Source organism: Pedobacter sp. UBA5917, assembly GCF_002432345.1.
Lineage (GTDB): Bacteria > Bacteroidota > Bacteroidia > Sphingobacteriales > Sphingobacteriaceae > Pedobacter.
The window spans coordinates 1-7,974 of sequence record NZ_DJDT01000088.1; the positions used below are offsets into that span (position 1 = coordinate 1).

At 40.1% G+C, this 7,974-nt stretch carries 8 protein-coding genes; 1 reads left to right on the forward strand and 7 read right to left on the reverse strand.

Annotation, left to right across the window (positions count from 1 at the left end):
• Positions 1 to 533: 533 nt before the first annotated feature.
• The 7 genes from B2V92_RS05390 to B2V92_RS05420 all read right to left on the reverse strand — a co-directional run bounded on the left by B2V92_RS05390 (position 534) and on the right by B2V92_RS05420 (position 6,741).
• Positions 534 to 1,700: a DUF4185 domain-containing protein gene (locus tag B2V92_RS05390; RefSeq protein ID WP_293305433.1), complete on the reverse strand. Its 1,167-nt coding sequence runs from the start codon at positions 1,698 to 1,700 to the stop codon at positions 534 to 536.
• Between the two features lie 8 nt (positions 1,701 to 1,708).
• Positions 1,709 to 2,785, reverse strand: coding sequence for an acyltransferase family protein (locus B2V92_RS05395; protein WP_293305436.1), 1,077 nt, complete (start codon positions 2,783 to 2,785; stop codon positions 1,709 to 1,711).
• Between the two features lie 433 nt (positions 2,786 to 3,218).
• Positions 3,219 to 3,398 (reverse strand): hypothetical protein, encoded by a 180-nt coding sequence (locus B2V92_RS05400; protein ID WP_025142680.1) that lies wholly within the window; start codon positions 3,396 to 3,398, stop codon positions 3,219 to 3,221.
• A gap of 169 nt (positions 3,399 to 3,567) precedes the next feature.
• Positions 3,568 to 4,854: an MFS transporter gene (locus B2V92_RS05405; protein WP_293305441.1), complete on the reverse strand. Its 1,287-nt coding sequence runs from the start codon at positions 4,852 to 4,854 to the stop codon at positions 3,568 to 3,570.
• Positions 4,855 to 4,865: 11 nt separating this feature from the next.
• Entirely contained in the window at positions 4,866 to 5,084 is a 219-nt protein-coding gene (locus B2V92_RS05410; protein WP_293305443.1) for a hypothetical protein, read from the reverse strand.
• 44 nt (positions 5,085 to 5,128) lie between these two features.
• The gene (locus tag B2V92_RS05415; protein WP_293305445.1) at positions 5,129 to 5,740 is read right to left on the reverse strand and encodes a TetR/AcrR family transcriptional regulator; all 612 of its coding nucleotides are present in this window, start codon (positions 5,738 to 5,740) and stop codon (positions 5,129 to 5,131) included.
• Positions 5,741 to 5,844: 104 nt separating this feature from the next.
• Complete coding sequence (locus B2V92_RS05420) at positions 5,845 to 6,741, reverse strand: hypothetical protein (RefSeq protein WP_293305448.1); 897 nt, start codon at positions 6,739 to 6,741, stop codon at positions 5,845 to 5,847.
• A 399-nt stretch (positions 6,742 to 7,140) separates the two neighbouring features.
• Here B2V92_RS05420 and B2V92_RS05425 point away from each other — a divergent pair, with 399 nt between their 5' ends.
• Entirely contained in the window at positions 7,141 to 7,767 is a 627-nt protein-coding gene (locus B2V92_RS05425; RefSeq protein ID WP_293305451.1) for a hypothetical protein, read from the forward strand.
• The last annotated feature ends 207 nt before the right edge of the window (positions 7,768 to 7,974 follow it).

Here is a 7,974-nt window from a genome sequence, read left to right on the forward strand (position 1 = left end):
ACTACGCTCAGGATGACAACGTAGGAAAAAGCACGGAAATCTTTGCACTATCCCCTCATAACCCCACAATCCAAGGCAGGATCAAGCGGGAGCTATGGACAAAGCAAGGGTAAGAGCCTAGATACTGCCGCAATAAAGATTTCAGTAGCTTTTTACAAGAAAGGATCCAAGCCTTGATCTTTTGTTTCTTTTCTATCAAGAGAAAAGAAAGAGCCCCCTCGGTGGCGGCGAACCGAGGCAAGCCTGAGCGGTGGGAAAGGCAATGCAAAAAAAATAATCCAATAGATTTCTCCATTCCGCTTTGCTCCAGTCGAAATGACGAATCGCGGGGGATGACGGAGTGGTACATAATGGAGTTATGGCGGTAGATGAGCCAGGAGTTAATGCGGAAATTAAAAGATCCTTCATGCCGCAGGATGACAGCAAGGGTGTTATTGCCACCATGCTATTTGCATCATGCTATTGGCGCCATGCTGTAGGCACCCTGCTACCTCCATCATCCATCTCCCATTTTACATCATCCATCTCCCATCCTACATCCCCTCAAACTTTACTTTAATAAACCTCGGCCTGTAAAGATTAGGATGCGTTTGCAGATCCTTTAAAAAATCAAAAGAGTTTACATTATAACTGATCAGCAACTCCCCTTTTTTTGATAAACTCGGGTGAGCCTTGGCATTGTAGGTAAAAAATGACTTCAGTTCAATCGCTTCTGAGGTATCCCACAGTTTAATTACTTTACCAAAAGGGCCATAGGGTGTTTTGCCCAGCTGCATACAGATCTGCCTGCCAATACCACTCTGCTGAAACACCAGTGCATATCTTCCATCAGGCAGTTGCGAAACACTCAGTTCGTTAGAAACCTGATCCGTTACTGCAGCTGATTGTTTGATATCAGCCTGCCAGTTGGTTCCGTCCCAGTAAGTCCATTTATTATAGTTTTCAAAGTCTTTAGGCAACACCCTGGCCACCAAAAGTTTCTTGGTTTTTCCTAAAGTACCGTATACGTAAATGTAACCATCAGCACTCGCCTCTCCGGCCTGTTTCGTATTTACAAATATCCCTGCACCAAATGAGCCTGTTTCGCCACCCTCGTCGAGATAAAAAGGCGTATCCTTTTGTTCATAATTTTGAAAAGGCAATGCTTCATTGGCTTTAATTTTAATCAAGGTATTACCCACTTCGGCAAAACCGAAAGCACCACCGCCTGTACTTTTAATGCGATAACCAAAAATGAAAGTCGCATTATCCAGCTCCTGGTTTACAAAACCATCGCCCAGCCAATAATAATCGCCGGTTTGGGTTAATGGCGTTTTGGGTACGAAGATAGATTCGGGTTTTTCATCCGCTTTTTTCCAGCTGAAACTGATTTTATTGGGATCAGGCTCATTCCAATCCAGCACCGCAGCTGCATTGTGGATCATTATCGCATTGGGTTCCATTTTGCCATCGCTTACCTTCCCGATCATGCTATCGCTAAAAATAAACAATGTCTTTTTCGCTTTAGGTGGCGATGATTCTTTCCCATTTAATGGAATGCTGTAAATCCCGTCGCCCCCGAACCATCCATTTGTTCTGTTAAACAGATTCGTCCACTCCGGTGCAGTAGTAACTTTAAATTTAATATTATCCAGGTCCTGCGCCTGTAACGATACAGAAGCAACAAAACTTAACAAAACAAGGGATACAAAAGCTTTCATGGGATGGGTTAAACTGTATTTTTCTTTATCCTGGCATTAAAATATTTACGGATCGGCTGATCAACAAAAATCATGATGAGGTAAGCCAAAGCAATCAATAAAAATAAAGATATGATAATTACCATCACCATTTCGCCCATGGCCGGTTTCTTTGCCTCCACATAACTTAAAAAAATCCACAGAAAAGGATAATGGATCATGTATAACGGATAAGAAATATCACCCAAAAACCTGTAGATTTTATCGTAAAATACTTTAAGATCTGCACCTGCACCAAGGGCAACCAGAAACGGAAAGTAAAAAATCACGGCAAACGAATCAATCATCCAGTTAAACCGATCATTAAAAGGAATCAGAAACACGCCGAACAGCAATAGCCCCATCAATACAAAGCCAATATTCGATTTAATGATCCAGTTGGAGCGGTAAACCAGCATCCCCATTAAAAATGAGTAAAAAATGCGTGCCCCGCCACCAAAAAAATTGTCGCCGCCCCAGCCTACAGCTAAATTACCAACATGATAAGCTTCGTAAACAAGTAATACAGCCGCGATAATAACCAATAACCATAAAAACCGGTTCTTAAACTTATAGAGCACGAAAACATAAAAAATATTCGCCATGTATTCCCAAAATAGCGACCAGGTAGGCGGATTAAGGTGAAAAAGATTAAAATAACGTTCGTGCACCAGCGGGTATGGAATCAACATTCCGGCAGATAGGAACATCAACAATGTTTTGCCCAAACCATAACCCTGATATAAATTACTAAAAGGATCGAAAATAAAGGTAAGCAGCCCCAGCAATGCGCCAATAAGCACCAGCGGGTGCAAACGGATCAGCCGCGATTGTATGAAACGCAGCACACCGATACTTTCTACCTTGCTATCGTAAGCATAGGCGATTACAAAACCCGAAAGGCAAAAGAAAAAATCGACCGCCAGGTAACTGTGTGCAATAAAATTATCCTTATAATCGGGAACGGCAAATTCCATAAAGTGGAAAATAACAACTGCAATTGCAGCAATTCCCCTCAATCCATCGAGGATTTTAAAATGTTGTTTGGTTTTTAAAACAGTATTCATTTGGTTAGTTTGTGTGTGCAACAAAGAAACAGAAGAAATCTGTGATGGCCACATCAACACCGATCAACCTTTCTACGTTTTGTCTCAAACTCTCAAAAGAAGTCAATCATAAACCTTTACGACCTAAGATCCATAGTTACTTATTGAAGATAACGGTTATATGCACCTGACTAGATCGATCCGTCATGCTGAATTTATTTCAGCATCTTTTTAGCACTAAAGACCCTAAAATAAATTCAGGGTGACGACCGTTGTAATCAAAAAATCGTAAAAAAAAAGATAATTATCGAACTTAGCAAAATGTTGCAAACTGCATAATAGATACTGAAATAAATCCGATAGCTATCGGATCAGCATGACGGACGGAGCAACAAAAAAGCCCTCCGATTATACATCGAAAGGCTTCTATTTTTCCCAAAACGCAATAATTTATTTATTTCGCGCTATTTTTCTTTTCTGTTACTTCAGCCCTGATATCCTGAGCTAAAACTTTAAGGTCCTGCATGGCTTTACGTACACGTGTACCTGCAGCAGCATTACCACCGTCGTAAAATTTGGTTACATCTGCCTCAACCGAAGCGATCAGATTTTGTACTTCTTTAAATTTGTCCATAGTTTTTTTCTTATAGGATGATAGACCATCCGTAAATCAATATTATTTTTCTGCTTTATCCGCAGGCCGCAAAACTAATCATTTTAAAACAATTACCGCTTTCGGCGATACTAAGACGTTTTATTAAGTCTTTTATTGTGATCGATGACCGATTAAATGATAATGGATGTTAAATTCCTTCACTTAATACCATTTCTTCCACTGGCTCCGCCGCAGTCGTTTTGCCGGTGTTTTTCCTGGCGATAATCTGGCTCACGCGGAACAATAAAAATATACTCAATGCCGAAATGGCCACCACCACATAACCTACGGTATTATAATGCTCTAACGGACTAAACTTGGTTTTCTGCACTACAATCATCCCTGCTGCCGTAGCTGCAATGCCACCGGCAATTTGCTGTAAGGATGAGTTGATGCTCATAAATGCTCCACGATCGGCCATATCGGGTACCGCACTCGTTAATGCACTCGATGGCACCATACGGCTCAGCATTCCCATCATCATCAGTACATTAAAAACAAGTACCAGGTAAAATGGCGTGGTTGATAAATTGGTGTAAATAACACAAACAAACATCAACCATATGGTTGCAATGGTAAATAGTTTAAATTTGCTTACTTTATCGCTCAAACGGCCAATTAGCGGCATAATTACCAACGAGCAGATACCCGAAGTCATAAATAATATCGGTAACTGTGCATTGGTTAAACCCAGGTTGTTTACAGCAAATGCACTGCCGAAAGGCATCATCATAAAACCGCCAACCGATAAAACCGCTGTTGCCGCAAAACCTATCCGGTAATCGCGTTTGGCAACCGTATGCCATAAATGTTTCAATGCCGATGTATCGCGCTGTACCAAAAGGTGCTGGTTAACGGGTTTTAATTTAAGTAAAATCACCATGGCAATAATAAGCCCCAGGCCTGCTGTTAACAAAAACGGCGATTCCCAGCCCCAGGCATTGGCCACGTAAATACCAATAGGTATGCCCAGCACCTGACTTGCACCAAAACCCATCTGCACAAAGCCCATCACCCTACCACGCTGTTCCAAAGCAAAAAGATCGGCAATAATGGCCAGCGAAATCGAACCGATTACCCCGCCAAAAAGCCCTGTAATAATTCTTGCGGCCAATAACATTGGGTAAGTGGTGGCCAGGCCGCATAAAACTGTGCCGATAATAAAGCCTGAGTAAAAGAACACCAAAAGCTTTTTACGGTCAAATTTATCTGCAAAACCTGCAGTAAGCAAACCCGATATACCGGCACTAAAAGCATAGGCCGATACCGCAACACCAAAGGCGGCAGGTTTAAGATCGAGCGATTTCATCAGCATATCGCCCAATGGCGACATAATCATGAAGTCGAGTATAACGGTAAACTGGGTCATGGCCAGTATAAATACCACAATTTTCTGGTAGCCCGTAAATGGAATAATATCCTGTTTATTTTTCATTTTATTTCTTTTTAAGTAAGCTGGCAGCATTCGAAGCCGCAAGCCCTGATTAATTGTATAATGTAACTGTGCTTTAAAGAGTAAGATACCACACGCAGCACACGGTCTTCATCGTCAAGATCGATGTTCCAGCCCGTTATCCCCTCTTCCTTAAATAGCGCTCCTATCTGCTGCTGATCGGCAGCCTCCAGATTGGTTTTAAACAATAAGATGTGATCAAAATTCTCCATTCTTAAATGAATAATTATTTAATAATATGTTTCAAAAAAAGGCTTTAGTTTTTTAAAGCCCTTACAACGCGGTCGAACGCAGCCCATAATATCTCATCGGTAATCTGGAAAGGTTTTCCACCTACACTCTTTCCCCTGTGGTGAAAACGGAGCAGGGAATATAACGGCGAATAAGCCACAGACCAATACACCTCGAATGGCATTTCGTCCATTTCGCCCCTTTTTACCACATTCTGGATAAAGGTGGTAATGTCTTTTTTAAAAAGGCTCATTAAGTTTCCCTCTTCGCCGTTAAACATCTTCAAAAACTGATCCTGGTACGTAGAGCTGTTAATCTGATCGAAAAACTGTCCGAGCAATGGATTTTCGATCATGTATTTAAAGCGGTTCCGCCATTGGATGCGCAACCCATCCTCCAGCGATGCTTCAGGGTCAAAATCAAGCAGCATGGCCTCTTCCATCCTTGCCCCTTCTTCCATTACAATTTTAACGATCAGATCATCTTTATCCTTATAGTACACATAAGGCGTACCCACCGATATACCGCAGGCTTTTGCCAGTTTATTAATGGTAAAACCTTCCAATCCATATTTTACTATGGTTTCGATGGCTTTTTGCTTTACCAGCTGCTCTTTATTGATATCCCTTGTACGCATGATCTGATCTAAACTCCGACAAAACTAAATGATTATTCATTTATAAACAAATAATTCAATAAATATTTATCTTAATGTACGGTATTGCCATGAAAAAGCTGTTTTTAGATAATCTCCAATTCTGTTTTGCCCTGCGGAATGTAGAAAGTAAATTCCAGTTCCATTTCTTCCTGGGCTTTTTCGTTTCTGAGTTTAATTACCGAACCGCCGGTTGGTGTAACCAAACTGGCTACTTTGCCGTTACCGGATAGCTTAACCTGCGCATTTGCCGGGATCGGTAGCATTTTAAAACCCGTTTTTAAATCACCCAGCATACTCTTCATCCTTCCATCGCTTTCTTCTTTGCTCAGGTACATGGTTACTGCTGCTACTTCTTCCCTATTCGCAATCAGTTTTTTGAGTTGCTCCAGATCTCCTTTTGCAATCAAATCGGCCAGTTTTTGATAAGCGAGGCGTAATTTATCATTCAATCCGACAACCGATTTTAGATCGGTACCGGTTTGGAAAGCATTAACCGTATAGGGTACTTCGGCATTAAAAGTAGCTGTTTGACTTAGCGAAGTCTGTTTTTTGGCAGGATCCACTTTTCCAACAGCATATTCGCCAGGCAACTGTTCTTTAAAATCGAGGTTTTTGGCCGCATCATAAACTTTAATGCTGTATTTAAAGGCGGCATTGGGATTTAATACTTTCTGGCCAGAAAGTGGCAGCACTTTAACAGTAATCTGTTGCTTTCCGCTCTGAAAAATGGCCTGATTGATCGGGATGGTTGATGAAGTTTGTGCCGGCAGATCGAGCGTAAATACCGGTATATCGTTAACCCTTACCTCGAACATACACATGGCCGCACTAAAATCGATCTGGTAATAGGGTTGAACGGTGGTATAATCGGCTTTTTTGTCAATTTTTATGGGTGCGGGATTTAACGAAATTGGATTTTGGGCATTGGCTATGTTAGATAATAACATGGCCGAGAGCAATAATAAAAAGATGTTTTTCATAAATGGTTTCTTTGATTTATGGAAGAAACGCAAAACCGATTCTTTTGTTTTGGCAGAAAAATCAAAAAGGCCACAACATCCATTGAGGCCTTTTATTATCAACTAACTAAACCTGTATAATACTAACCAAATATTTTACACTGCAAAAGTACAGGCGCAATATAAACCTGATGTTAATTTTTCATTAATTACCAACCATTTAACATGATTATGAAATAAGATTTGAAAGATATTTTTAAGACTAAAACTACGTTTCCTTTCATTTTGTATAATTATAAATACACATTTAAATCAAAATGTTGATTTTTATCATCAATAAAATTCCAAAAAAGCTTTAAAAACGTAATATTAAACATACAAATAGTTCACAAAAAGATTTGATTGTTTTATCTTTGCCATATGAAAACCTCTAAATCAACTTCTTTGGTATTTCTTTTAATCGCCTCACTTACTTCATCATCAATACAGGTGATGGCGCAACAGAACCAAAACAAACAGGCAACGTTATTCGAAAATATAGAAAAGGTTAACGGGAATGATGTGATTGACAGATTGGGTGCGCAGAAAACCGAGTCTACTAAAAAACATAAAAACGGTAATCTTTCTAAACCAGAATATATTTTCAAGAGAAATAATTTAACCATCATTTCATTTAACGGACTTGATTATTACGTAAAAAATAACCGCGTTGTTGGGATTCAGGGATTGGAACTATCGGATGAGGTGCTGGATCAGATCACCGAGAAACTGGTTACTTTAGATAGCGTACAGCACAGCAATAGCGAGCGTGCAAATTTAGAATATTACAGTTCCAATGGTGATGTGCAGAAAATCAGGAATATCAACAGGTTATTTCTGGCTTCACTTAAAATGCTTTCGAGTACCACAAGGGATATAGCGGCACTTGCCAAAACAGAAAATCCATCTTTAAACGTTGAAAACAACATTGCAAAAATGCGTCTTCCAAACGTTGATAAGGTTTACGAAAATCAGATCAACCAAACGCTGGTAAAATTGAACGAATAATATTTTCACTTTAAGTGATGCAAAAACCTCCAATGGGATTTATCCATTGGAGGTTTTTGTTTTTGTAGGTGTTTCAGTGATGTTGGTCATACTGTTTGGACACATCTTTTTAAGGCCCTTTGCTAACTTGCTTTGAAATCCGAATAGTTTTTACCGAAGAACGCCGGTCAATCCCAAGTGCAGGCAATCAAAAAAACAGTTGCAGAT